25 protein-coding genes and 1 tRNA gene are annotated in these 23,964 nt (G+C 61.6%); 12 read left to right on the forward strand and 14 right to left on the reverse strand.

The genetic code is table 11. From position 1 onward, the window contains the following. Positions 1 to 160: 160 nt before the first annotated feature. Both gyrA and K3163_RS07910 read left to right on the forward strand, forming a co-directional pair. Positions 161 to 3,001 (forward strand): DNA gyrase subunit A, encoded by a 2,841-nt coding sequence (gene gyrA, locus K3163_RS07905; RefSeq protein ID WP_221553727.1) that lies wholly within the window; start codon positions 161 to 163, stop codon positions 2,999 to 3,001. Then, positions 2,998 to 3,840, forward strand: coding sequence for a TauD/TfdA dioxygenase family protein (locus K3163_RS07910; RefSeq protein WP_221553728.1), 843 nt, complete (start codon positions 2,998 to 3,000; stop codon positions 3,838 to 3,840). The genes gyrA and K3163_RS07910 overlap by 4 nt, the downstream gene beginning before the upstream one ends. A gap of 49 nt (positions 3,841 to 3,889) precedes the next feature. Here the strand turns inward: K3163_RS07910 and K3163_RS07915 are convergent, their stop codons facing one another. Further along, entirely contained in the window at positions 3,890 to 4,138 is a 249-nt protein-coding gene (locus K3163_RS07915) for a hypothetical protein (protein WP_221553729.1), read from the reverse strand. 79 nt (positions 4,139 to 4,217) lie between these two features. After that, positions 4,218 to 4,877: a lysoplasmalogenase family protein gene (locus tag K3163_RS07920; protein WP_221553730.1), complete on the reverse strand. Its 660-nt coding sequence runs from the start codon at positions 4,875 to 4,877 to the stop codon at positions 4,218 to 4,220. A gap of 89 nt (positions 4,878 to 4,966) precedes the next feature. Between K3163_RS07920 and trmFO the strand changes: the two genes are divergently transcribed. Then, positions 4,967 to 6,334 (forward strand): methylenetetrahydrofolate--tRNA-(uracil(54)-C(5))-methyltransferase (FADH(2)-oxidizing) TrmFO, encoded by a 1,368-nt coding sequence (gene trmFO / locus K3163_RS07925; protein WP_221429399.1) that lies wholly within the window; start codon positions 4,967 to 4,969, stop codon positions 6,332 to 6,334. On the opposite strand, the gene K3163_RS07930 is transcribed toward trmFO, so the two are convergent. Then, positions 6,335 to 6,802 (reverse strand): EF-hand domain-containing protein, encoded by a 468-nt coding sequence (locus K3163_RS07930; RefSeq protein WP_221553731.1) that lies wholly within the window; start codon positions 6,800 to 6,802, stop codon positions 6,335 to 6,337. A gap of 36 nt (positions 6,803 to 6,838) precedes the next feature. Beyond that, positions 6,839 to 7,498, reverse strand: coding sequence for a hypothetical protein (locus K3163_RS07935; protein ID WP_221553732.1), 660 nt, complete (start codon positions 7,496 to 7,498; stop codon positions 6,839 to 6,841). A 151-nt stretch (positions 7,499 to 7,649) separates the two neighbouring features. On the opposite strand from K3163_RS07935, the gene K3163_RS07940 reads away from it, so the two are divergent. Genes K3163_RS07940 through K3163_RS07950 form a run of 3 tightly spaced genes read left to right on the forward strand, consistent with a single transcriptional unit; the run spans position 7,650 to position 10,326 of the window. Beyond that, positions 7,650 to 9,287: a TadE/TadG family type IV pilus assembly protein gene (locus K3163_RS07940; RefSeq protein ID WP_221553733.1), complete on the forward strand. Its 1,638-nt coding sequence runs from the start codon at positions 7,650 to 7,652 to the stop codon at positions 9,285 to 9,287. Further along, positions 9,284 to 9,736, forward strand: a complete 453-nt coding sequence (locus K3163_RS07945; RefSeq protein WP_221428416.1) for a TadE/TadG family type IV pilus assembly protein — start codon at positions 9,284 to 9,286, stop codon at positions 9,734 to 9,736. The genes K3163_RS07940 and K3163_RS07945 overlap by 4 nt, the downstream gene beginning before the upstream one ends. 5 nt (positions 9,737 to 9,741) lie before the next feature. Further along, entirely contained in the window at positions 9,742 to 10,326 is a 585-nt protein-coding gene (locus tag K3163_RS07950; protein ID WP_221553734.1) for a TadE/TadG family type IV pilus assembly protein, read from the forward strand. Between the two features lie 81 nt (positions 10,327 to 10,407). On the opposite strand, the gene K3163_RS07955 is transcribed toward K3163_RS07950, so the two are convergent. The 3 genes from K3163_RS07955 to K3163_RS07965 all read right to left on the reverse strand — a co-directional run bounded on the left by K3163_RS07955 (position 10,408) and on the right by K3163_RS07965 (position 13,325). Next, positions 10,408 to 11,799: a pyruvate dehydrogenase complex E1 component subunit beta gene (locus K3163_RS07955; protein ID WP_221553735.1), complete on the reverse strand. Its 1,392-nt coding sequence runs from the start codon at positions 11,797 to 11,799 to the stop codon at positions 10,408 to 10,410. A 3-nt stretch (positions 11,800 to 11,802) separates the two neighbouring features. Continuing rightward, the gene (pdhA, locus tag K3163_RS07960) at positions 11,803 to 12,873 is read right to left on the reverse strand and encodes a pyruvate dehydrogenase (acetyl-transferring) E1 component subunit alpha (RefSeq protein WP_221428413.1); all 1,071 of its coding nucleotides are present in this window, start codon (positions 12,871 to 12,873) and stop codon (positions 11,803 to 11,805) included. A 137-nt stretch (positions 12,874 to 13,010) separates the two neighbouring features. Then, positions 13,011 to 13,325 carry an FtsB family cell division protein gene (locus tag K3163_RS07965; protein WP_221553736.1) on the reverse strand — a complete coding sequence of 105 codons (315 nt, stop codon included), beginning with the start codon at positions 13,323 to 13,325 and terminating at the stop codon, positions 13,011 to 13,013. Positions 13,326 to 13,469: 144 nt separating this feature from the next. Here K3163_RS07965 and hppD point away from each other — a divergent pair, with 144 nt between their 5' ends. From hppD to K3163_RS07990, 5 genes are all read left to right on the forward strand, one after another. Beyond that, on the forward strand, positions 13,470 to 14,576 hold the full coding sequence (gene hppD / locus K3163_RS07970) for a 4-hydroxyphenylpyruvate dioxygenase (protein ID WP_221553737.1): 1,107 nt from the start codon (positions 13,470 to 13,472) through the stop codon (positions 14,574 to 14,576). Then, on the forward strand, positions 14,573 to 15,145 hold the full coding sequence (locus K3163_RS07975) for a VOC family protein (RefSeq protein ID WP_221428410.1): 573 nt from the start codon (positions 14,573 to 14,575) through the stop codon (positions 15,143 to 15,145). Before hppD ends, K3163_RS07975 begins: the two co-directional genes overlap by 4 nt. 76 nt (positions 15,146 to 15,221) lie before the next feature. Then, entirely contained in the window at positions 15,222 to 16,100 is an 879-nt protein-coding gene (locus K3163_RS07980) for a mechanosensitive ion channel family protein (protein WP_345719715.1), read from the forward strand. Positions 16,101 to 16,174: 74 nt separating this feature from the next. Continuing rightward, positions 16,175 to 17,089: a haloalkane dehalogenase gene (locus K3163_RS07985; protein ID WP_221553738.1), complete on the forward strand. Its 915-nt coding sequence runs from the start codon at positions 16,175 to 16,177 to the stop codon at positions 17,087 to 17,089. Continuing rightward, positions 17,086 to 18,261 (forward strand): MFS transporter, encoded by a 1,176-nt coding sequence (locus K3163_RS07990; RefSeq protein ID WP_221553739.1) that lies wholly within the window; start codon positions 17,086 to 17,088, stop codon positions 18,259 to 18,261. The genes K3163_RS07985 and K3163_RS07990 overlap by 4 nt, the downstream gene beginning before the upstream one ends. A gap of 8 nt (positions 18,262 to 18,269) precedes the next feature. Here the strand turns inward: K3163_RS07990 and K3163_RS07995 are convergent. From K3163_RS07995 to grxC, 4 genes are all read right to left on the reverse strand, one after another. Next, positions 18,270 to 18,346: transfer RNA gene (locus K3163_RS07995), tRNA-Arg, on the reverse strand. 39 nt (positions 18,347 to 18,385) lie between these two features. Further along, positions 18,386 to 18,850, reverse strand: coding sequence for a DUF1178 family protein (locus K3163_RS08000; protein WP_221553740.1), 465 nt, complete (start codon positions 18,848 to 18,850; stop codon positions 18,386 to 18,388). Positions 18,851 to 18,857: 7 nt separating this feature from the next. Then, complete coding sequence (locus tag K3163_RS08005) at positions 18,858 to 19,676, reverse strand: carbon-nitrogen hydrolase family protein (protein WP_221553741.1); 819 nt, start codon at positions 19,674 to 19,676, stop codon at positions 18,858 to 18,860. Next, positions 19,677 to 19,940, reverse strand: a complete 264-nt coding sequence (gene grxC, locus K3163_RS08010; RefSeq protein ID WP_221428404.1) for a glutaredoxin 3 — start codon at positions 19,938 to 19,940, stop codon at positions 19,677 to 19,679. Positions 19,941 to 20,106: 166 nt separating this feature from the next. On the opposite strand from grxC, the gene K3163_RS08015 reads away from it, so the two are divergent. After that, the gene (locus K3163_RS08015; protein ID WP_221428403.1) at positions 20,107 to 20,577 is read left to right on the forward strand and encodes an Hsp20 family protein; all 471 of its coding nucleotides are present in this window, start codon (positions 20,107 to 20,109) and stop codon (positions 20,575 to 20,577) included. 340 nt (positions 20,578 to 20,917) lie between these two features. Here the strand turns inward: K3163_RS08015 and pyrG are convergent, their stop codons facing one another. From pyrG to tpiA, 3 genes are all read right to left on the reverse strand, one after another. After that, positions 20,918 to 22,552 (reverse strand): CTP synthase, encoded by a 1,635-nt coding sequence (gene pyrG, locus K3163_RS08020; RefSeq protein ID WP_221428402.1) that lies wholly within the window; start codon positions 22,550 to 22,552, stop codon positions 20,918 to 20,920. A 102-nt stretch (positions 22,553 to 22,654) separates the two neighbouring features. Further along, positions 22,655 to 23,014: a preprotein translocase subunit SecG gene (secG, locus tag K3163_RS08025; RefSeq protein WP_221428401.1), complete on the reverse strand. Its 360-nt coding sequence runs from the start codon at positions 23,012 to 23,014 to the stop codon at positions 22,655 to 22,657. A gap of 68 nt (positions 23,015 to 23,082) precedes the next feature. Continuing rightward, positions 23,083 to 23,844, reverse strand: a complete 762-nt coding sequence (gene tpiA / locus K3163_RS08030; protein ID WP_221428400.1) for a triose-phosphate isomerase — start codon at positions 23,842 to 23,844, stop codon at positions 23,083 to 23,085. Positions 23,845 to 23,964: the final 120 nt, after the last annotated feature.

A 23,964-nucleotide genomic window follows, 5' to 3' on the forward strand; every position in this document is an offset into this window, starting at 1 on the left:
TCGCGTTCAGCCAAAGTGACGCATTTGGGCGCAGCCATATGTGGAAAACCTCCCGGTTTGGCTACCGTCGGCCCCGTTCGCAGTGGCGCCGCTGGCCTGCATACCCTACATTCATCTGCAATCATAACTGACCTGTATCAACAGACGGAAATACCGAGTTTTGGCTGACGAAACCGACCTGATCGATCCCCCTGCCCCCGGCGGCGACGAATATACCCGTATCGACATCGTCGACGAGATGAAGACGAGCTATCTCGATTACGCGATGAGCGTGATCGTGAGCCGTGCGCTGCCCGACGTGCGTGACGGCCTGAAGCCTGTTCACCGTCGTATCCTTTTCGCCAGTAACGAAGGCGGTTTCGTTACCGGGCGACCGTTCCGCAAGAGCGCCAAGATCGTCGGCGACGTGATGGGTAACTACCACCCGCACGGCGACGCCGCGATCTACGATGCTCTGGCCCGCATGACCCAGGACTGGTCGCTGCGCGTCCCGCTTATCGACGGCCAGGGTAACTTCGGCTCGATGGATCCCGATCCGCCCGCCTCGATGCGTTATACCGAGGCGCGTCTTGCCCGTGTAGCCAATTCGCTGCTCGACGATCTCGACAAGGACACGGTCGATTTCGCCGACAACTACGACGGCTCGCGCCGCGAGCCGACCGTGCTTCCCGCCCGCTTCCCCAACCTGCTCGTAAACGGTGCAGGCGGTATCGCAGTCGGCATGGCAACGAACATCCCGCCCCACAATCTCGGCGAGGTGATCGACGGCTGTTTCGCCTACATGGACAACCCCGCGATCACGAGCGAGGAATTGTTCGAGATCATCCCGGGACCGGATTTTCCGACCGCGCCTCTGATCCTCGGCAAGTCGGGCGCCCGTGCGGCCTACACCACTGGCCGAGGTTCGATCCTGCAGCGTGCGCGCCACGAAATCGAAGAAAAGCGCGGCGACCGGAAGTCGATCGTGCTGACATCGATCCCCTTCCAGGTCGGCAAGAGCGGGCTTGTCGAGAAGATCGCCGAGGCTGCGAAGGACAAACGGATCGAGGGCATCTCGGACATTCGCGACGAATCCTCGCGCCAGGGCGTGCGCGTGGTCGTGGACCTCAAGCGCGATGCCTCACCCGAGGTCGTGCTCAACCAGATCTGGCGTTACACGCCCGCACAGGCGAGTTTCCCGGCCAACATGCTGGCCATCAGCGGCGGCCGCCCCGAAGTCCTGACGCTGCGCGAATTCATCCAGGCGTTCATATCCTTCCGCGAGGAAGTTATCACCCGCCGGACCAAGTTCGAACTGAACAAGGCCCGTGACCGTGCGCACATCTTGCTCGGTCTCGTGGTCGCGGTTTCGAACCTCGACGAAGTCGTGGCGATGATCCGCGGCGCTCCGACGCCGGCCGAGGCCCGTGCCCGGCTGCTCGCCAAGGAATGGCCGATCGGCGACATCGCGAAGTATATCGCGCTTGTCGAAGCGATCGAACCCAATGCCGAACAGGAAGGCGGCACCTATCGCCTGTCCGAACGGCAGGTGAAGGCAATTCTCGACCTGCGCCTGCACCGCCTGACCGCACTTGGCCGTGACGAAATCGGCGACGAGCTGAAAGAGCTCTCGCTGTCCATCGAGGAATATCTCTCGATCCTCGCCGACCGCGTAAAGCTTTACGGCGTGATGCGCGGTGAACTCGAAGAGATCAAGGCCGCCTACGCCACGCCGCGCGTCTCCGAGATCGCTCCCGCATGGGACGGAATCGAGGACGAGGACTTGATCGAGCGCGAGGAGATGGTCGTCACCGTCACTCACGGCGGCTATATCAAGCGCACCCCGCTCGATGCCTTTCGTGCGCAGGCTCGCGGCGGCAAGGGCCGCTCCGGCATGGCGACGAAGGACGAAGATGCCGTTGTCGAAATGTTCGTAACTTCGACGCACAACCCTGTGTTGTTCTTCACGAATACCGGTCGCGTGTACCGGATGAAGGTCTGGAAGCTGCCCGAAGGCGGCCCGCAGACCAAGGGCCGTCCGATGGTCAACCTTCTACCGCTCGGCGACGAGGAGCGAGTCACAAACGTGCTCGCCCTCCCCGAGGACGAGGCGGAATGGGCAAACCTCAACATCGTCTTCGCGACCGAGCAGGGCATGGTTCGCCGCAACTCGATGGATGCCTTCACCAACGTGCCCAGCAACGGCAAATACGCCATGGGCTTCGTTGATGGCAGCGGGGACCGCCTGATCGGCGTCGAATTGCTGACCGAAGAGCAGGAGATCTTCCTCGCTTCCAACTCCGGCAAGGCGATCCGTTTCTCCGCCACCGATGCGCGCGAAACCAAGAGCCGCACCGGTATCGGCGTGCGCGGTATGAAACTCAAGGAAGGCCAGAAGGTTGTCTCGATGGCAATCCTCGACGCGGGCGAGCGCGACACCGAAGTGCGCGATGCCTACCTGCGTGCCGCCGAGTGGAAGAACAACGAGAACGAAGCCACGCTGGACGCAGCGAAGGTCGAGGAAATGGCCGAAGGCGAGGAGTTCATCCTCACGCTGACCGCCAATGGCTACGGCAAGATCTCGTCCGCTTATGAGTACCGGACGATCGGCCGCGGCGGCATGGGCCTTACCAATATCGGTGAGCCCTCCAGCAATCCCGATCGCAACGGTCCGGTGGTGGCAAGCTTCCCGGTCAAGCACGGTTCGCAGCTCATGCTGGTGACCGACCAGGCCAAGCTGATCCGCCTGCCGATCCAGTTCCGTCACATGATCGAAGGCGGTTTCGAGAGCCACGAAGGTTTCTCGGTATCCGGCCGCGGTTCGTCGGGTGTCCGCATCTTCAATGTCGCCAAAGGTGAGCAAATTGTCGGGGCAGCATTGATTGACGAGACCGAGGAACCGGAGAACGAAGCGGAAGAACTGGTGCAGGACGAGATCGCCGCGCGCGGCGGCCTCGAGAAGACCGAGCCCTACACTACCAAACACTCCGACAAGAACATCGACGACGAGCCGGGTGGATGACTTTGAAGGTCGAGCCCTCCGGTCAGGCGTGCGGTGCGCGCGTGACCGGACTCGACCTTTCGGAGCCGGTTGCCGAGGACCTTGCGGCCGAAATCCGGCAGATTTGGCTAAGGCACAAGGTGCTCGCCTTCCCCGGTCAGTCAATGGACGACGATGCCCTCGAGGCATTTACACTCGCCATGGGCGGCTTCGGGGAGGATCCGTTCTTCGCGCCCATCGAAGGGCGCCAGCATATCGCTGCGATCCTGCGCGAGGCCGAGGAAACCTCCCCGCTCTTCGCCGAAAACTGGCACAGCGACTGGAGCTTCCTCGAGCATCCCCCTGCAGGCACCTGCCTTATGGCGGTCGATATACCGCCTACCGGTGGCGATACGCTGTTCGCGGACCAGGCAGCCGCTTTCGCGGCGCTTCCGGAAGAGCGCAGGGATTACCTCCGCTCGCTCACCGCAATCCATAGCGCACAGCTCGCCTATGCTCCCGAAGGAACCTACGGCGAACGCGACAAGGGGCGTTCCATGGCGATCCGTCCGGACGAAAGCGCTCGCGAAACACGGACCCACCCTCTCGTCCAGCAACACCCGGAGACGGGCGAGGAATGTCTCTACTCAACGCTCGGGTACATCATCGGTATCGAGGGGATGGAAGCCCAGGAAGCTTTCGCACTCCTCACCGAACTGGCCGCCTGGCAGGGGCGCGAGGAATTCACCTACCGCCACCGTTGGGAAAACGACATGCTCGTGATGTGGGATAACCGCTCGGTCCTGCACAAGGCGACCGGCGGATACGAAGGCCATCGCCGAGAATTGCACCGCACGACGATTGCGGCCTGGACGAAGTGACGGCAGGCCGGAGGCCGCTTGAAACAGGCCTCCGGCACACCTTCACGCGCTAACCGCGGCAGAATTCACCGGGATTGAAGAAACGCGGATGCAGCCCGAACAGGCGGAAGACCGCTGCAAACGTCTGCGTAAAGCCCAGTCCATCGCTCAGATCGTCGTTAAGCCCGGAGTATGAGCACTCCGAGGCTCCGTTCACTCCGCCGGGAACGAAGCCGCCGTTTCCGTTGACCTCTCCCGCCGAAATCGGCGCGGCTGTCACGAGCGCGCTCGCGGCGAGCGCTATTGCCAGTTTCTTCATGGTCTCTCCTCCGTTTTGCTAAACGCGGCCCGAAGGAACTCGGCAGCGGGGGTATGCTCCTGTCGCGGCAGTCAGGCAATTATGCCTCTGACTTACCCCGAATGGTCTGCACGACTCCCGTCGCAATGAGGAATTGTCCTGCAAAATACAGCGGCCAGACCAGCCATTCGGCGATCTCGCCCGGCAATTGGCCGGATTCGCGAGCGAAAATGATGAGGTCGCTCACCACGAAAAGAACTGCGCCAACACCAACCCGGTATCGCGGAAAACTGCTGGTCCATGCAGCCCCGCCCATCGCTCCGACCACGAGCGCGTAGAGCGCCACGAGAGCCCAGTTCTCGAGTGGATAGGTCAGCAGCGCCGCAAGGATCGGCGTTCCGAACAGGAGCGCAATGCCGGCCATTTTCTGGCTGCCGGTGGTGCTCGGCCTGCGGTTCGACATGTAGAGCCATATCGCAACCAGATGGCCCAGCGCGAAAATCGCTCCGCCGATAATGAAGCTAAATTCGAGAACCACGTCGGCCAATGCACCCAGCGCCATAACAATCGCAATGAGCGCGCCATCACGGCCTACACCTCGGTGTGCCGCATAGACGGCAAGGAAACCCACGCCCGCACCCTTCCACAATGCGAGCCAGCTGCCGCCGACCTTTCCGTCCATCACGAAGAAATAGGTGATGGCGAAAAGGAGGCTCAGAACCAGGTAAGGCCGATGCTCGACCAGGGCGCGCTTGGGCATTTCGTCTATTCCCCTCGATAGGCGGATGCGCATCGCGCAATTGCCGCAGCGTTGCAAGCCGCCACGCACACGACTAGATGGCCCTCGCAATGACACACGACATCCAGATCATCGGCGGCGGCCTCGCCGGAAGCGAGGCAGCGTGGCAGCTTGCGCGGCGAGGGTTCAAGGTGCGCCTCTCGGAAATGCGTGGCAGCGGCGAGACGACCCCTGCTCACCAGACCGACGGCCTGGCGGAACTCGTCTGCTCGAACAGCTTCCGCTCCGATGACAGCGACAAGAACGCCGTCGGCCTCCTCCATCACGAAATGCGCCGCCTCGACAGCATCGTGATGCGCGCCGGCGAAAAGGCACGCGTTCCGGCCGGTTCCGCCATGGCGGTGGATCGCGACGTTTTCTCGGCCGAAGTCCAGCGGACCCTCGAGGAACATCCCAATGTCACGGTCGTGCGCGAGCGGGTCGATGCCCTCCCCTCGGACGGCCCGGCGATCGTCGCCACCGGCCCGCTGACCGCGCAGTCGCTTGCCGAGAGCATTGTCAGCGCGACCGGCCAGGATCGCCTCGCATTTTTCGACGCAATCGCGCCGATCGTGCACCGCGACAGCATCGACATGTCGAAATGCTGGATCCAGAGCCGTTGGAACAAGCGCACCGAGGCCTCGAACGAGGATGGCGACTACATCAACTGCCCGATGACCAAGGAGCAGTATCTCGCCTTCCACCAGGGATTGATAGACGGCGAAAAAACCGAATTCCGCGAGTGGGAAGCCGACACCCCCTACTTCGACGGCTGCATGCCGATCGAGGTAATGGCCTCGCGCGGCGTCGAGACCTTGCGCTATGGCCCGATGAAAGGCGTCGGCCTCGACAACCCCTATGACACCACCGAAGAACACCCGCAGGGCCGCTGGCCCTATGCGGTCGTCCAGCTGAGGCAGGACAACAAGCTGGGCACACTGTGGAACATGGTCGGCTTCCAGACGAAGCTGAAGTATGGCGCGCAGGTCGAGCTTTTCCGTACGATCCCGGGCCTCGAGAACGCCGAGTTCGCGCGTCTCGGCGGGCTCCACCGCAACACCTTCATCAACTCGCCGCTGGTGCTCGACCGCCAGCTGCGCCTCCGCGGTGGCGAACACATCCGTTTCGCCGGGCAGATCACCGGCTGCGAGGGCTATGTCGAGAGTTCCGCCGTCGGCCTGATGGCAGGCATGATGGCAGCGAGCGAGCTGGCCGGGCGCGACTGGACGCCTCCGCCGCGCACCACGGCATTCGGTGCGCTGCTATCGCACATCACGGGCGATGCAGAAGCGGACACCTTCCAGCCCATGAACGTCAATTTCGGCCTTTTCCCGCCGCTTCACGATGTGAAGAAGAAGCAGCGCAAGGAAGCTTATACCTCGCGCGCAAAACAGGAATTCGGGGAATGGCTCGATACGCTCGAGGCGGTGCCCGCCTGATCAGCAATTGCAGCGCCTGGTCCTAGTCCGCTTGGGCTTCGTGGTCGCAAATTCACCGGGCGACAGTTCGCGGTCGCCATTGGCATCCGCGCCCTCGAATTTCTCGACCGTCGTCACCGCCCATTCCTCGAAGGTGAGGAGGTTGTTGCCGTCCTTGTCGAGCTTGCGGAAGGCATCGCTTCGCGTCGAGAGCATCTCGCTGCGCGTGATCCGCCAGTCACGGTTTCGGTCGTAGCGGAAGAAGCGGCGCTGTTCCTTGGTCAGCTCGCTCGCCTCGGGCGGCGCCGGGCCTTCGAGGTCACCGGGATCGACCGTGGGGAGGTTTTCGGGATCAGGTGCTTCGCCTGCCAGCGAGATCAGCGACGGCGGAGGAGCAGCAGCCTCGACTTCCGCCGGGCCCTGCCACCAGAACAGGCCGATGCCTGCGGCAACCAGTGTCAGGATGCACCCAAGGACTATGCGGCTCATCGGCAAGTTCCCCTCTTGCAGGGTGCCTGCCTAGGTCTAAGTACCGAAAATTCCAAGCCTTAATGCAGCAAAGGGACTGAGGCGGTCACCGAAAAGCGGCTTGCCGCCACGCTTGAGAGAACGGCGTGACAGCCCGCCGATCATGGCCAGCGGGCGAAGCCCTGCCGGCAAACGCGGCAATTCTTCGGCGACGCGCAATCCCTCGCTCAAGAGCGCGCTCTCTTTACTTCCACCAATGAGAACCAGCTCGGCATGCGCCCAGGCTTGGCCGTGACGGGCTGCATCGGAAGCAGCATCGGCAGATCCGCTTATGGTCGCCAGCGCCGCAAATGCCTCGCCCCTCGCCCCAGCAAGCCCACCAGCCTCGAAGGCGCTGTCCTCGTCCTCGGGGAGCAGCGTTTCCCAACCGTCCGCCAAAGATGCCAGGACCTTGCGCTCGGAGGGCCAGCTCTCCAGCAAGGATGCAAGCAGCGGGTCGGGCGGTGCCCCCAACCCCTCCCGCTCACGGGTCAGTTCTTCGCGCCACCATGCAAGCCGTATCTGCGCAAGTGCAGGTTCGTTCGCAGTCAGGACTATGCGGGCAAGCAACCGGTCGACAAGCAACAGGTCGCGCAGCGGATCGCGCAATCCGGGGCGGGCATTGCCCACCACCAAACTCTCCCAATCGCCCAATTGCTCGTTAGCGGCGTTATCCATGCTTTCCCGCATCCGATCAGGCAGCCCGCCCTGTCAAGCAGAACGCCTGTTAATTCTCCAAGGAAACCGGAAGTTAACTGTTCCCCTCCATGTTGCCGCAGGATTTCCGCCTTAATTGCGGAAGCTGCAATGAATCCTGCTCGGGGGCACTATGGCACTTAAGCGACTGAACAAGCTGATGCGTCGGCTCAAAGGCGATACCAGCGGTAACGCGATGCTGCTGACTGCATTGGGGATGCCTATCCTCATCGGCAGCTCGGGAATGGCGATCGACGTGGCGCAGTGGTACGTGTGGAAGCGCGAACTGCAATTCGCGACCGACCAGGCTGCGCTGGCCGGTGCCTGGGCCAGTGCCGAACCGGAGCAGAGGGACAACTACGTCGCGCTCTCGAAGCTCGAGTTCAATTCGAACCTGTCCTACCTCAAGGGCCAGGTAGCCGACCCGACCATCGGGTATGAAGACTGGAATGGAGGCACGGGAAATACCGTTGTCGCCACGGCTACCTACACCAAGGCACTGCCTTTCACTTCGATTTTCTGGAAGAACCAGGCGACTGTGAATGTCAGGGCGCAGGCCAGCTATCAGGCGGCGACCAACTATACCACTTGCCTGCTCGCACTCGATCCGGACGCTGACGATGCCTTCGTCATCGGGGGGTCGCTTACCGGTGACGTGACCTGCGGTGTGGGCGCATTGTCCAACTCCGTGTCTGCAATCCGCAAGAATGGTTCGACGCTGATCGACGTGGCCGACCTCATTGCCGCAGGCGGTATCGATGAGGACCTGGCCGTAAACGGCACGATCCACGAGTTCATCAGTAACCTGAGCGATCCTTTCGATGGAGTAACGCCGCCGGATTCGCCCTATGCGCGAACATACTCTTGTCCGACGACCACGACGACGCCGATCGTGGCCGGCGACTCCACTGCTGATGTCGCAACGCGTACGGTGATTACCTACACCTATTACCAGGGTTCAAACCAGAGCAGCGCGAAAACCGTCGTGACCTATACGGGGAGCGGGTCGAACACCAATTCGGATACGACCGTCAGGGCATTGGCCCAGGACCTCAGCTATACTCCGGCCGAGGGCTACAACGAGACGGTAAGTGATACCGGTGAAGTCTACACCGGCCAGAATTGGCCCTCCACCGCCAAGAAGAACGCCTATATCTACGAGTATCGCCAAGAGGTCGTAACCAAGCTCTATTCGAACGTGGTTCCCGACAGCGGGACCTCCACTGCGACTTCGGGCACCGCGAATGGCTTGCTCCCGGGTACCTATGGGGACATCACGATCGGTTGTGACACCACTTTCAACCCGGGCGTCTATGTCATCACCGGGGTTCTCGATTTCGGTCAGAACCACATAGTGCAGGGCAACAACGTGCTTTTCGTCTTCACCGGCGAAGGCACCGAGCGGATGAAGCTGAATTCCCAGTCGATCGTCAACTTTACCGGCATTACCTACGACCAGCTCGTGAACGAGTATTCCGTGTCTGCGGAAGATGCCGAAGTTATGAACGGCATGATCGTCTACGATCCGGAATCCACAGCGGACATCGCGATCAACGGCGGAGCCAACGTGGTATTCGACGGCATTCTCTACATGCCGAACCGGCATGCCCAGTTTAACGGCAACTCGTCCGTCGGCGGAAGCTGCATGATGCTTGCGGCCGGCACGATCGAGTTGACCGGTAACAACACGATTCAGAGCCTTTGCCTGCCGACGAATGTCACCTCGTTCGAAATCGGCGGCACCACCATTTCTGTGAGGCTAGTGGCATGATCAAGGCGATTAAGAACCGCTTCCGCAAGGAAGAAGACGGCGCAGTCGTTATCGAAACCGCAATCGTGGTCCCCGTCCTGCTTCTCATGGCACTTGGCGGGATCGACTACGGCACGATGCTCGCGCGCCAGGTCGAGCTCCAGAATGCCATGGCGGAAGCCTCGCAAATTGCACTTGCCGCAGCGCCCACCGATGCTTCGGCCCGACAGGCAGTGAAAGAGGTTCTGCAAACCTCGACCGGTCTGGACACCGATCATGTATCCATCACGGAAAGCTATCGTTGCGGCACGGACGCCGATTACGTCGCGGACTCGGATCTCTGCGGCACCGGTCCCTACGCACGCTTCATCCGTATCGAGATCGTCGAGGACTACACTTCGGCTTGGTCCACCATCTCCGGAGCCAAACCGCTCCGGTTCAATTTCGTCCGCATGGTACAAGTGGGATAACGGCTATGATGAAACGCCTTCGCAACGACGAGAGCGGCGCAACGGTCGTCGAATTCGCCCTTCTCCTCCCGGTGATTTTCGGGAGTTTCCTCGGCGTGCTCCAGGCCGGAATGAGCATGATGACGTACAATTCGCTGCGCAATCTGTCGGCCGAGACATCGCGTTACACGCTGGTAGAATACCAGATCAGCAATGAGCTCACGCATACGCAGATCGAGGATGATGGTAGGGCGCGAGCCGGCAGCCATGGCTTGGACCCCACAAAATTCACGATCGACGTCGAAACCGCTACGACACAGCGGATCGAGGGTGCGACCGAACTTACGTTGACCACGACTTACGAGGTCATGTCCGTTGTATCGTTCCTTGGGGTAGACAAGTTCGACGTGTCGTTCACCCGCCCAATCTTCCTGATCGATGAGGTCGACAACAGCGAAGACGGATCAGAACTCGACGGTACAGTCGACGACGGCACCGGGTTCGGCGAAGGCGGCATCGACGATGGAACTGGCGGTGGTGATGGCGAAACGACCGATCCCGTCGAAGGCGATTGCGCCGAAGCGGGCAACTGTTACGGCCACACCAACTGACAGCTGCTTGCATAGGCCGACAACCCGGCCAATGCCAAAAAGAAAGCCGGACCCGTCATCCCGGGCCCGGCTTTCTTCGATTTAGTCGCGGTAACAGACGCTCTTGACGGCCTTCACGATTTTCGGAGTGTCAATCAGCGCAAGCTTCTCGAGGTTCGCTGCATAAGGCAGCGGCACGTCCTCGTCGCAAACGCGGGTGACCGGCGCATCGAGGTGGTCGAAGCCTTCCTCCATGCAGATCGCGACGATTTCCGACGCGATCGAGCAGGTCGGCCAGCCTTCTTCTGCGATGACCATGCGATTGGTCTTCTTGAGGCTTTCGAGCACCGTCTCCTTGTCGAGCGGGCGCAGCGTGCGCAGGTCGATCACTTCGGCATCGATGCCCTCGCCCGCCAGCTCCTCGGCTGCTTCGAGCGCAAGACCGACCGCGATCGAATAGGCGACGATCGTAACGTCCGAACCTTCGCGCATGATGCGGGCCTTGCCGATCGGGAGCACGTGGTCGTCGAGCTCGGGAAGTTCGAAGCTGCGGCCGTAGACGAGCTCGTTCTCGAGGAAGACGACAGGGTCTTCGCAGCGGATCGCTGCCTTCATCAAGCCCTTGGCATCCGACGCGTCATAGGGCGCGATCACGATCAGGCCGGGGACGCTCGCGTACCAAGGACCGTAGTTCTGGCTGTGCTGCGCGCCGACGCGGCTTGCGGCTGCATTGGGACCGCGGAACACGACCGGACAGCGCATCTGGCCGCCCGACATGTAGTTGGTCTTGGCGGCCGAGTTGATGATGTGGTCGATCGCCTGCATGGCGAAGTTGAAGGTCATGAACTCGACGATCGGGCGTAGGCCGCCCATTGCCGCGCCCGTGCCGATGCCGGCAAAACCGTACTCGGTGATCGGCGTATCGATCACGCGCTTGGGGCCGAACTCGTCGAGCAGCCCCTGAGTGACCTTGTAAGCACCCTGGTACTGGGCGACTTCCTCGCCCATCACGAAGACGCGCTCGTCGCGGCGCATTTCCTCGGCCATGCCGTCGCGCAGTGCCTCGCGGACGGTAATGGTCTGCATGTTGGTGCCATGCGGAATCTCGGGATCCTTCACACCCGTTTTCTTGGCCGGTTTGGCGATTTCCGCTTCGCTGCCCTCGCCCGAGCTTTCGGGACGGCCCACGTCCTTGCCCTCACCCGGTACGTCTTCGACCGGAGCGGCTTCGGCAGCGGCAGAGACATCCTCGCCCTCGCCCGCCAGCATCGCGATAACGGTACCGACCTTCACGTTTTCCGTGCCTTCGGCCACGAGGATCTTGCCGAGCGTGCCTTCGTCGACAGCTTCGAATTCCATCGTCGCCTTGTCGGTCTCGATCTCGGCAATGATGTCACCGGCGACGATCTCGTCACCTTCCTGCTTGAGCCACTTGGCGAGTGTGCCCTCCTCCATGGTGGGCGACAGCGCGGGCATCTTGAGTTCGATAGCCATGGCTCAGTACTCCTCCACCAGGACATCGGTGTAGAGTTCGCTCGGATCCGGCTCGGGCGAGTTTTCGGCGAAGTCTGCGGCCTCGCTCACCACCTTGCGGATGTCCTTGTCGATGGCTTTCAAATCGTCCTCGCTGCTGCCCTGTTCGATCAGGGTCTTCTTCAATCCTTCGATCGGGTCGCGATGCTCGCGCATGTCCTGCACTTCCTCGCGGGTGCGGTACTTCGCCGGGTCGGACATCGAGTGTCCGCGATAGCGATAGGTCTCGCATTCCATGAGAACAGGGCCCCTGCCCTCACGCACGTGCTTGAAGGCGATCTCGGCAGCCTGGCGCACTTCGAGCACGTCCATTCCGTTGACCTTCATGCCCGGGATGCGGAACGCGGTCCCGCGACGGTAGAATTCGGTTTCTGCCGAGGAACGGCTGACCGCCGTACCCATGGCATACTGGTTGTTCTCGATCACGAAGACGATCGGAAGCTTCCAGAGGGCGGCCATGTTGAAGGTCTCGTAGACCTGGCCCTGGTTGGCTGCGCCGTCACCGAAATAGGCAAGGCACAGGCCGCCGTCTTCGTTGTACTGGTGGGCGAGCGCCAGACCGCCACCAAGCGCGACCTGCGCGCCGACGATACCGTGGCCGCCGTAGAACTTATGCTCGGTCGAGAACATGTGCATCGACCCGCCCTTGCCCTTCGAGATACCGGCTTCGCGGCCCGTGAGCTCGGCCATGATGACCTTGGGATCGATGCCGTAGGCGAGCATGTGGCCATGGTCGCGATAGCCGGTGATCACGCTGTCGAGCTTCTCGGTCAGCGCGGATTGCAGGCCTACTGCGACCGCTTCCTGTCCGATGTAGAGGTGGCAGAAACCCCCGATCAGGCCGAGGCCGTAAAGCTGTCCGGCGCGCTCTTCGAAACGGCGGATGAGCAGCATCTGCTCGTAAAAGTCCTGCATCTGCTCCTTCGACGCATCGAAGCGCTTGTTCTTCTCGAACTCTTCCTGAAGCGAATGGAGCGCGAAGTCCGGGTTTTCCGCGGGGCTTCGGGGGGTCTTGTTCTTGGGGGCCTTGGCCAAAATGCTTGTCCCTTTTCCTATCGGGGAATTCTCTCTGCCCGCGCCTATAGGCACAGCCTCGCAGGCAGCGCAACGGGGCGCAGCGTCTGCATACGAAAACCTTACGGAAATGAGGGGTTCCGGCTGACCGGAGACCTTCAGTCGTCGAGCTTGATCACGACTTCGTCCGGGTGGACGACATTGAGCTGGCTGCGCAGCAATTCACCGACCATATCGGGGTCGGCGTGATCGGGATGCAGCAGCTGGACCTTGTTTTCTAGCGCAGCCCGTTCCTTCTGGAGCGCTTCGAGCTGGGCTTCACGCTGGTCGAGAAGACGCAGGTTCTCGCTCCATGCAAGAAGACCCGAAGGACCGGCAATCGCGAGGCCGCCAAGCACGAGCAGGACCGCAAGCGCCGCATTCTGCGTCGTCTTCCGTTTACGTCCGAGATCGAGTCTGCCCTGCCGCCTCATAAAACGCACAGAATCACAGTTAACCTTTGGGCGCAAGGACAAAAGCGGAACCCCCAACGCATTCACTAGGTTGGTTTGTTGACAGACAGGCGCTCGCCGCCTATTTGGTTTCCATTGAAACTATCTAGCGGACAGAGGAATTCCATGCCCGACCTTTTCGAAAACCCCATCGGCCTCGACGGCTTCGAATTCGTAGAATTCTGCGCACCCGAGAAGGGCGTGATCGAACCCGTGTTCAAGGCGATGGGCTTCACGCAGGTCGCGACGCACCGCTCGAAGGACGTCGACCTGTGGCGCCAGGGCAGCATCAACCTCATCCTCAACTACGAACCGCGCAGCGCAGCATGGTACTTCGCTCGCGAACATGGCCCCTCGGCGTGCGGCATGGGCTTCCGCGTCCGTGACGCAAGGAAGGCCTATGACGAGCTGCTCGAGCGTGGCGCAGAACCTGTCGCTGTCGAAACCGGCCCGATGGAACTGCGCATTCCCGCCATCCGCGGCATCGGCGGTGCGATCGTCTACCTGATCGACCGCTATGCCGACGAAGACGGCGAAGGCCTGTCGATCTACGACATCGACTTCGAATATCTCGACGGCGTCGAAAAATGGCCGAAGGGCGCTGGCTTCAACGTCATCGATCACCTCACGCACAACGTCTACAACGGCCGCATGAAGTACTGGGCGGACTACTACGAGACGCTCTTCAACTTCCGCGAAATCCGCTTCTTCGACATCAAGGGCGAGTATACCGGCCTCACCTCGAAGGCGCTGACCGCACCCGACGGCAAGATCCGCATTCCGCTCAATGAAGAAGGCGAAGGCGGCAAGGGCCAGATCGAAGAGTTCCTGCGCGAATTCAACGGCGAAGGTATCCAGCACATCGCGCTTATCTGCGATGATCTCGTGCAGTGCTGGGACAATCTCAAGGACCTGGGCGTTCCCTTCATGACCGCACCGCCCGAAACCTATTACGAAATGCTCGACGAGCGTCTCCCGGGTCACGGCGAGCCGGTGGGCGAGCTCCAGATGCGCGGCATCCTCCTCGACGGCACGACCGAAGGCGGTCAGCCGCGCCTGCTCCTGCAGATCTTCGCAGAAGCTCAGGTCGGACCGGTGTTCTTCGAATTCATCCAGCGCAAGGGCGACGAGGGCTTCGGCGAAGGCAACTTCAAGGCGCTCTTCGAGAGCATGGAACGCGACCAGATCAAGCGCGGCGTGCTCGAAGTAGCTGACAAGGAGCCTGCCGAATGAGCGACGTTGCCGAACATCCCGTGAAGCTGGGCGGCGTCCACCACGCCGCCTATCGCTGCAAGGACGCGAAAGAGACCGTCGAATGGTACGGCAAGGTCCTCGGCATGGATTACACCACCGCATTTGCGGAGGACCATGTTCCCTCGACCGGCGCCTATGATCCCTACATGCACGTCTTCCTCGACGCAGGTAACGGCAACATTCTCGCCTTCTTCGAACTGCCCAACCAGAAGGACATGGGCCGCGACGAGAATACGCCGGCCTGGGTCCAGCACCTCGCCTTCCGCGTTGGCAGCGAGGAAGAACTGCTCGCGGCCAAGGAACACATCGAGGGCCTTGGCATCGACGTCCTCGGTCCGACCCATCACGGCATCTTCAAGTCGATCTACTTCTTTGATCCCAATGGACACCGCGTCGAACTCGCGGCCGACATCGGCACCGAAGAACAGTATGCCGAGCTCAAGCGCGTTGCGCCGCTGATGCTCGACGAATGGAGCGAGACGAAGAAAGCCCCCCGCCACGCCGACTGGCTGCACGAGATCGCGCGCAAGGAACACGGACACGGTTAATCGCCGCTAAGCGCGATTTTCTGCGATTTCGGAACCCGTTGCGGTGCACACCGTTGCCCCGCAAAGGGAGCCTCGTGTGAATTACATCGAAACTCTGCGCGCCCAGCTGCAGGAAATGGCCGAAGGCTTCGTCGAAAGCCTTCCCAGCCTCGCCATCGCGCTGTTCATCGTCATCATCACGTGGATCGTCGCGCGTTTCGCGGTGAAGATCTCGGACATGATCGTCGGGCGCACCGAAATCCGCGCCAGCCTTAAGAACCTCGTCGATACCGCTGTCAGGCTGACCATATGGATCATCGGACTGTTCGTTGCGGCAGTCGTGGTGATGCCGGATTTGACGCCCGCCAGTCTGTTGGCAGGGCTCGGCATCGGCGCTGTCGCGATCGGCTTCGCTTTCCAGGATATCTTCGAAAACTTCTTCGCCGGCATCCTGATCATGCTGCGCGAGAAGATGCGCATCGGCGACATCATCGAGTGCGAGGGCATCACCGGCAAGGTCGAGCACATAACCCTTCGCGAAACACATGTCCGCAAACTCTCGGGTGAACTCACCGTCGTTCCCAACTCGATCCTGTTCAAGAACCCTGTCGAGATCTTCACCGACGAGGACCAACGCCGCCACGAGGTTGTGGTCGGCGTGTCCTACGACACCAATCTCGACCATGCCGCTACTGTCATCCGCCGCGCTGTGGAGGGCATCGACGACGTACTCGCCAGCAAGGGCATCGATATCTTCGCGCAGGAGTTCAATTCGAGCTCGGTCGATTTCCTGGTCCGCTGGTGGGCTGGTTCCACCCCGCGCTCAGGGTGGGAGAGCAAGGACAAGGTCGTGCGCGGCATCAAGTCGGCGCTCGACGAGGCAGGGATCGAGATTCCTTTCCCCTATGTCACCCATACCTTCAAGGAGACGGTGCCGGTCAGCAAGCTGGGTGACAGCAGCAAGCCGACGCCCTAAAGGTTGCAAAGAGAAACGGGAGTACGGCATCGGTTCGTCCCTTGCCGCTCCCGCGCAATCGGGGAGATTAAGGCATGGAAATCCTTCGCACACCGGCAGAACGTTTTGCCGATATCCCGGATTACCCCTTCGCTGAAAACTGGATCGAGATCGATCTGGGCGACGGCCTCACCGCCAACCAGCACTACGTCGACGAAGGTGACAAGGACGCCCCGCCCGTGCTGCTTTTCCACGGCGAGCCGAGCTGGTCTTTTCTCTATCGCAAGATGATCCCCGTCCTCGTCGACGCAGGCTTCCGCGTGCTCGCACCCGACCTCATCGGTTTCGGCAAGAGCGACAAGCCGGACGACATCGACTTCTTCACCTACGAGCGCCACGTCGACTGGCTCAAGCAATGGCGCTCCAAGGTCGAGCCGCGACCCGCGGCGCTGTTCTGTCAGGATTGGGGCGGCCTGCTCGGCCTGCGCATGGTGGCGCACGATCCCGATCTCTTCGCTTGCGTGGTAGCAAGCAACACCTTCCTGCCTGCCGGGGGAACGCCCTCCCCCGCCTTCCTTGCATGGCGCGAATTCGCCCGCTCTTCGCCTGACTTCAAGATCGGACCGCTACTCGACAGGGCGACCCAAACACCGCTCACCGAAGCAGAGATCGCAGCCTACGATGCGCCCTTCCCTGACGAACCCTCAAAGGCGGCGGCGCGCGCTTTCCCCGCGCTAGTGCCGGTCGAAGACGGGATGCCCGGGGTTGAGGACAACAAGGCGGCGTGGCCCAATCTGGCGGCGTTCGACAAGCCATTCCTAACGCTCTTCGGCGACGAGGATCCGATCACCAAGGGAAGCGAGAAGTTCCTCATCGAGCGTATTGCCGGTGCCAAGGGGCTTGATCACGAGACGCTCAGTCCGTGCGGACACTTCTGCCAGGAAGACCAGGCCGAAAGGCTCTCGCAAGGCGTCATCGACATGGCCCGCAAGGCCGGTCTCCTGACGTGAGCGAACCCGCGCGGCTGAGCCGCACGCAGGAATATCTCCTTGCGGTGGCTGCGGCCGTCGTGACTGCCAACGCCTATTACATCCATCCGATCATCGGCGATGTTGCCGCGCATTTCGGTGTGAGCGAGGCGCGGATCGGCCTCGTCCCCGCTCTGAACCAGCTGGCGCTCGCGGTCGGTATCCTCCTGCTTCTGCCGCTGGGGGACCGCTATTCGAACCGCCGCCTGACGGTGCTTTTCGCAATCGGCCAGACTGCCTCGCTTGCCATCATGACCCTCGCGCCGGATTTCGTGACCTTCACGGCGGGATCAACGCTCCTCGGTTTCTGTACGATCGCACCATACCTGCTACCGGCCTATGCCTCGAAGCGCGTCGCGCCCGAGCGCTTGGGCCAGGTCACGGCGCTCCTTACTGCCGGTGTCATTTTCGGCATCCTGCTCGCACGGGTAGGAGCCGGATGGATCGCTGAGCAGTTCGGATGGCGGACTGTCTACTGGATTGCGACCGGCTTGATGGTCGCAATTACGCTGGCCCTTCCCCGCCTGATGGAGAGCGGAGAGCGAACGTCCGGCAATACGAGGTACTGGCCGCTGGTATTCTCGGTTTTCCGGCTCGCCGGGCAGCATCGCGAGGTCCTGCTCTCAGGCACGATACAGGCGCTGAACTTTGCGCAATTCATCGGCTTGTGGCTGGGCCTAGCCCTTTATCTCACCGCACCTGAGATGGGCTACGGGACCGATGTCGTCGGCTACCTGGCTGCGATCGCGGCAGTCAGCATCTTCTCCACTCCGCGCCTCGGGCGGTGGTCGGACATGGTGGGCCCGCGAAAGGCCCGCGTTGTCTTTGCGGGCATCCAGCTCTTGGGGATCGCGCTCTTCTGGCCATTGGGCGGCTCTGTCTGGACGCTTCTCATTCCTCTGGTCATCGTTAACCTAGTCGGACCTGCAGTCGATGTGACCGGGCGAATGACCTTCCTCTCGCTCGAGCCGGACCTGCGCACTCGGCTGACGACGGTTTACATCGTGATCATGTTCGTCGGCGGCGGGCTTGGCAGCCTGCTGGGCACCGCGGTTTACGACGCCTTCGGCTGGCCAGGCGTCTGCATCATGCTGACACTTTCGTCGGCCGTGCTGACGCTTCTTTGCAGCGTGGCGCGGAAACTCGGCAGGTAGGAAGGAATTGGTGCGCCCGACAGGATTCGAACCTGTGGCCCCCAGATTAGGAATCTGGTGCTCTATCCGACTGAGCTACGGGCGCCCCGGGGCGTTCGTATAGCGGCTCGCCGTAAAGAAACAATCAGTTGAGTTCGTCGGGCTCGGCGACCGGGAAAAGTATCGGCGCGACCGAGATACCTTCATTCGCAAGATCCTCCGCCTCCTTGCGGGTGGCCTTGCCATGGATCGGCGCCTCGTCCTTCTCGCCATAGTGCTGCGAGCGCGCTTCGTCGGCAAACTTGTCTCCGACCCAGGTGCTGCTTTCGAGCGCCTTGGCCTGTGCCTTGGCGAGTTGCCTCAAGGCTTTCTCGACCTCGGGCGGCATGGGCGCGTTGGAAAGCTGTGCGTCCTTGCCCGCCGGTAGCGCTTCGACCGTGTTGCCCTTGGCACCGACAGCAGGTGCCATCGGCGCCTTGCCGACAGTCGTGCTGCCGCATTGCGGGCAATCGACGAGCCCCCGTTCGCGCTGGTTTTCATAGTCGGCGGACGAGCCGAACCAGCCCTCGAACTTGTGGCCATTGTCGCAGTGGAGGTCGAAGACGATCATGCGGGCGCTATTTGGCGATTTCGCGCCGGTTCGCAAGGCTTGGAACCTGTCGGCGAACATCTTCGATGCGCGAAAGGTCGATATCTGCAAAACCAAGGCTAGGTCCGTCGCCGCCCATGTCGAGGATGATCTCTCCCCAGGGGTCGATCACCAGGCTGTGGCCATAGGTTTCACGCCCGTCCTCATGGGTCCCGACTTGCGCGGCGGCCACGAGAAATGCGCTGGCCTCGATCGCACGGGCTCTGAGCAGGACGTGCCAGTGGGCCCTCCCCGTGGGAACGGTAAAGGCCGCGGGAACGGCAATCGTGTCACAGCGAAGGTTGCCCAGTTTCTCGAAGAGCGCGGGGAAACGCATGTCGTAGCAGATCGAAAGTCCGAGCCTGCCGACAGGCGTATCCTCGACCGCCACGACCTCCTCACCGGGTTCATAGGCATTCGACTCGCGCCAGCTTTCACCGCTCTCTAGGTCCACGTCGAACATGTGCATCTTGTCATAGGTCGCGGCGGCATCGCTCGCGCCTTGCTTAAAATAGTACGCGCGGTTCGCCCATTTCCCTCCGCAATGCGCAACAGCCATGGAGCCGATCGCAAGATCGATCCCCGCCTCGGTTGCAAGGGCCGCCAAACGGTCCGGGAATTCTCGGGCCGCTGCTTTTACCAGCGGGGCGGCGCGTTTCCGGTTCCTGTCCAGCAGGAGCGACATCTCGGGAGTGAACAGTACCTGCGCCCCACCCGCACCGGCTTCGCGCGCAGCATCGCGGATCGTTTCGAAATTCGCCTCGGGATCGATGCCCGATTGCATCTGCAGGACGGCTATGCGCGGCATTCAGCCCTCGAGGAGCGCGTCCAGCTTACCTGCACGTTCCAGCTCGGCCAGTTCGTCCGAACCGCCGACATGAGTGTCACCGATGAAAATCTGCGGGACCGTACGTGCTGCCGGGGCCCGATCGAGCATTTCGTCGCGCTTGGGGCCACCCATGGTGATGTCGTGTTCGGCATAGGTCGCGCCCTTCTTGTCGAGCAGCGCCTTGGCGCGATAGCAGAAACCGCAGCCGAACTTGGTGTAGATGTCGATATGAGGCTGGCTCATGAAAATTCCTTGGTCGCTTGGCCGGAGAATAGGGTGTTGCAAGGTGTCTTGAAAGCCCTTTGCCCTTCCCTATCTTGATTGTGTCGCTGCATGGTGCAGCGATGCGGGAGTGCCGCTGACGGGCTCCCAATACATACTCAAATTGCTCACAGGAGGATTTGTTTCGATGAACCGTTTTGACACCACCCCCTATCGCCGTTCGACCGTAGGTTTCGACCGTCTTTTCGACCTGATGGAACGTCAGGCTCGCAATGCCGGTGGTGACAACTATCCGCCGTTCAACATCGAACGCCGTGACGAGGACCAGTATCGCATCACCCTGGCAGTGGCCGGGTTCCGCGCACAGGACCTCGATATCACCGCCCAGCAGAACCTGCTCACCATCCAGGGCCGCAAGCGCGACGATGAAGTCGATGGCGAAATGCTGCACGTCGGCATCGCGAACCGCGGCTTCGAACGCCGCTTCGACCTTGCCGACTACGTGCGCGTCGAAAACGCCGACCTCAAGGACGGCATGCTGGTGATCGACCTCGTGCGCGAAGTGCCCGAGGCGATGAAGCCGAAGAAGATTGCTATCGGCGACCAGAAGCCGCTCGAAGTGATCGACGGCGACAAGGACGACAGCGCGGCCGCCTAATAACGGCTCAATTCCAAGCTTAGACTGGAAACGAAAGGGGGCGGCCTCGTAAGAGGACCGCCCCCGCGACGTCTAGCGCCGCCAAGTCCCGAATTCGGTCGTCCGGGTCGCAGAAGACAACCGGGTTCGAGACAAGCCCCACCGCTGGCTGGCGCAGCGAAAACTGCAATGACTTAAGGCATTTGCGCCTGTGAGTCGGCAGCGTTCTGCAACAGATATATCAAAAGATAAAGGGACCGGCCCGGGGCGCGACAAAGGACGCTGTCGCGTGGTTACAAGCCCGCGACAGCCGGTCTAATGATTACAAGCGTTTACCCGCCTGCATTTTTTGCAACTTTTTTTAGACGAGACGCGCCTGTTCAAGCGCCGCACCGATGAATCCGGCAAAAAGCGGGTGCGGATCAAAGGGTTTCGACTTCAGCTCGGGGTGGAACTGCACGCCGACGAACCACGGATGGTCGGGTCGCTCGACGATTTCAGGAAGCAGGCCATCGGGCGACATGCCCGAGAAAATCAGCCCCTGTTTTTCGAGCGGCTCGATGTACTTGTCGTTCACTTCGTAGCGATGACGGTGGCGCTCCGAAATCTCGGTCGCGCCGCCATAGATCGACGAGACGTGGCTGTTTGCCGCAAGCTTCGCGTCATAGGCGCCGAGGCGCATCGTGCCGCCGAGATCGCCGTCAGCTTCCCGCTTCTGCAGGCCTTCTTCGGTCATCCACTCGGTGATGATACCGACGACCGGTTCGCTGGTTTCACCGAATTCAGTCGAACTCGCCTTGTCGAAGCCGGCGTTACGCGCACCCTCGATGCAGGCCATCTGCATGCCCAGGCAAATGCCGAGGAACGGGACCTTGCGCTCGCGCGCGAAGCGTACGCTGGCGATCTTGCCCTCGCTGCCGCGCTCACCGAAGCCGCCGGGCACGAGAATCCCGTGCATCGGCTCGAGCTGCGACGCGATGTCGCTATCGCTCTGCTCGAAGACTTCCGCATCGATCCACTTGATATTGACCTTCACGCGGTGCGCCATGCCGCCGTGAACGAGCGCCTCGTTCAGCGACTTGTAGGCATCCTGCAGACCGACATACTTGCCGACCACGCCGATCGTAACCTCGCCTTCGGGGTTCGAGTGGCGGTCGACCACGTCGTACCAGCGCGACAGATCGGGCTCAGGCGCATCGGTGATGCCAAATCCGCGCAGCACTTCGGTATCGAGGCCTTCCGCGTGGTACTGGAGAGGGACCGAGTAGATCGAAGGTGCGTCGAGCGCGGGAATGACCGCTTCCTTGCGCACGTTACAGAAGTTGGCGATCTTCTGGCGCTCGCCATCGGGGATCGGATGTTCGGCGCGGCAAAGCAGCACGTCGGGCTTGATGCCGAGGCTTGCGAGTTCGCGGACGGAGTGCTGCGTCGGCTTGGTCTTCAACTCGCCCGCCGCCGCGATGTAGGGCACCAGCGTCACGTGGACGCTGAGCGACTGCATCGGCTCCAGTTCGTTCCTGAGCTGGCGGATCGCCTCCATGAACGGCAGGCTTTCGATATCGCCGACAGTGCCGCCGATCTCGCACAGGATGAAATCGTGATCGTCCTGCCCGGCCAGCGCGAATTCCTTGATCGCGTCGGTGACGTGCGGGACGACCTGCACGGTCGCGCCGAGATAATCGCCGCGGCGTTCCTTCGCGATGATCTGCTGGTAGACCCGGCCCGAAGTGATGTTGTCGCCCTGGTGAGCGGACACCCCGGTGAATCGTTCGTAGTGGCCAAGGTCGAGATCGGTCTCGGCCCCGTCGTCGGTCACGTAGACCTCACCATGCTGATACGGGCTCATCGTGCCCGGATCGACATTCAGATAGGGGTCGAACTTACGAATGCGGACCTTGTACCCGCGCGCCTGAAGGAGCGCTGCGAGAGAAGCCGCCATGAGACCTTTACCGAGCGAGGAGACCACGCCGCCGGTGATGAAAATATACCGCGCCATGGGAGTCGGGCCTTAAGCGTGGGGGTTGAGTCGGCGCAAGGGAAAAGGCGCGCAAAAAGCCCGCCATCCACAAGCGCAATGCGAATTTTGGTGCCCGAAGGCTTATTCGGCGAGCGGATCGTCTGCCGGAGTTGCCGGTGCCGGCTGTGCTGCGGGAGCAGCGCCCGGCCCGCCAAGCGGATCGAAATCTTGGACCGGAGCAACCTCCCCGCCCAGCGTGGTTTCGACGGTCGCGGCATCCTCGTTAACCGCCATCGCTGCCAGCGCGATCGACAGCACCACGAAGATAACTGCCAGCCACTTGGTCGAACGGGTCAGGAAGTCTGCCGCGCCGCGTGCGCTGAGCATACCGCTCGGGCTACCGCCGATGCCGAGGCCGCCGCCTTCGCTGCGCTGCATCAGGATAACGGCAATCAGTGCTGCTGCGACGATTGCCTGTACGACGGTGAGGAAGAGGAACATTGGTGACCAACTCTATCGAATAATCTGTACCCCGCGCATCTAGGCGCGCGAGTGTGAAACGGCAAGCGTCAGGCGTCTTCGCTTTCCGAAGCCGCGACAACGATACCGAGGAAACTTTCGGCGCTCAGGCTGGCCCCGCCCACCAGGGCACCGCCGACTTCAGGCGTCGACAGGATCTCGCGAGCATTCTCGGGCTTTACCGAACCGCCATAGAGGATACGGACTTCTGCCGAAGTCTCTTCGCCATAGGTCTCATCGAGCAGACCGCGGATCGCCTTGTGCATTGCCGCGATGTCCTTGGTGGTCGCGGTCCGGCCCGTGCCGATCGCCCAGATGGGTTCATAAGCAACGGTCAGGCGCTCGGCAGCATCCTCGATCTTGGGAAGGCTGGCGGCGAGCTGCTTCAGGACAAAGTCTTCGGCCTCGCCAGCGTCTCGCTTCTCAAGGCTTTCACCGCAGCACAAGATGATGCGCAGGCCCGCTTCGAGCGCGCTTTCGATCTTGGCATTGATGAGCTTGTTCGTCTCGCGGTGGTCGGTCCGGCGTTCGCTGTGACCGAGGATCACGAACTTCGCGCCGGCGTCGGCCAGCATGTTAGCCGAAATGTCGCCCGTGTGCGCGCCATCTTCGCCTGGGAAGCAATCCTGCGCACCCACACCGATCTGTTCGGCTTCGCGATGTACGGCGTGAATGAGAGTGTACGGTGGTGCCACGGCCACTTCGGCCTTCATGTAGCGCTGCGCCGCACGGTCGATCGCACGCGCTTCCGAAAGCATTGCGCGCGTACCGTTCATTTTCCAATTGCCAACAATGTAGGGCCGTTCGGCCATAGAATAATCCTGCTGCGTTCTGATTCAGGCGAGGCGCTATATAGGGACTGCGCGTGTCTTCGCCAGAGATGTTTGTTTCTGCACCAAAACCGGACGGGACCTGTTGCGGGGAGGTCGCAG

The organism is Qipengyuania xiapuensis (assembly GCF_019711395.1).
In the GTDB taxonomy this organism is placed as follows: domain Bacteria; phylum Pseudomonadota; class Alphaproteobacteria; order Sphingomonadales; family Sphingomonadaceae; genus Qipengyuania; species Qipengyuania xiapuensis.